The 1198-nt window shown below is 55.7% G+C and carries 2 protein-coding genes; both read right to left on the bottom strand.

The annotated features are described in order from the left end of the window. The coding region (locus DDE13_RS22420; protein ID WP_162631201.1) for an MFS transporter at positions 1–644 on the bottom strand (644 nt) is incomplete at its 3' end. Positions 645–800: 156 nt separating this feature from the next. Beyond that, positions 801–1198, bottom strand: a 398-nt coding sequence (locus DDE13_RS22425; protein WP_222626193.1) for a dihydrodipicolinate synthase family protein, incomplete at its 5' end; no start/stop codon positions are given.

Raw genomic sequence — 1198 nt, forward strand, 5'->3', positions numbered from 1 at the left:
AGTGCGGCGACGATAGTCATGCCCCGCGCCCACCGGAAGGAGCTGACTGGGTTGAAGGCTCTCAAGGGCATCGGTCGACGCTCTCCCTTATGCGACTCCTGCATTAGGAAGCAGCCCAGTAGTAGGTTGAGGCCGTTGAGCACCGCCGCCGCAAGGAATGGTGCATGCAAGGAGATGGCGCCCAACAGTCCCCCGGCCACGGGGCCTGCCACCATACCCACGCCGAAACAAGCGCTCATGAGCCCGAAGTGGCGAGCCCGATCTTCCCCATCGGTGATGTCGGCGATATAGGCGCCAGCAACCGCACCTGTGGCGCCGGTGATGCCGGCCACGATGCGTCCGGCGTAGAGGATCCACAGGACGGGTGTGGTCGCCATGATCGCGTAGTCGATAGTGGCTCCAAGTAGCGAAGCGAGCAGGACTGGGCGGCGGCCAAAGCGGTCGGACAGTGCTCCGAGAACGGGTGCGCATAGAAATTGCATCAACGCATATAGCGCTAGCAGCACGCCATAGTGACTGGCGATGCTGTCGGAATGGACGATATCCCGCAAGAGGCCCGGCAGTACCGGCATAACCAAGCCTATGCCTACAGCATCCAGGGTGACGGTGCCGAGGATGACGATGAGCGCATTGTTAGATTTCATACACGGTGCCTGACTGCGTTAGCAATTTAACTGTGATAAACTACCGCATTAAAGCTTATCGATGATAAGCTGTCAAACATGAGAATTCACTAGTTTAATTAAAAGCTTATCGGCCGAGGTGAGAAGGGTTAGTAAGCCATCAAATCTCCCTAAACTTTACAGCAAACCGGCATGCTTAAGCGCCGCTCTGACCGTCTCACGACCACTGTCGGTGATTGGTGTCATTGGCAGGCGCAGCGTATCGGTCGCCACAAGACCCAGTTCCTTACATGCCCATTTCACCGGGATTGGATTGGGTTCGACAAATAGTTTGTTGTGTAATGGCATCAGACGCTGATTAATAACGCGTGCCTCGGCAAAATGCCCTTCTGCTGCCAGTTTGCACATCTGGGCCATATCACGCGCTGCGACGTTAGTCGTAACGGAAATAACCCCATGACCGCCCAATTGCATGAAGTCCAGCGCGCTCGCATCATCGCCGCTCAGCAGAACAAAATCATCTGAAACCAGCTCTTTGATCTGGTTTACACGCGTTAAGTTCCCTGTTGCCCCTT

It is taken from the genome of Meridianimarinicoccus zhengii (genome assembly GCF_003254465.1).
GTDB lineage: Bacteria > Pseudomonadota > Alphaproteobacteria > Rhodobacterales > Rhodobacteraceae > Meridianimarinicoccus > Meridianimarinicoccus zhengii.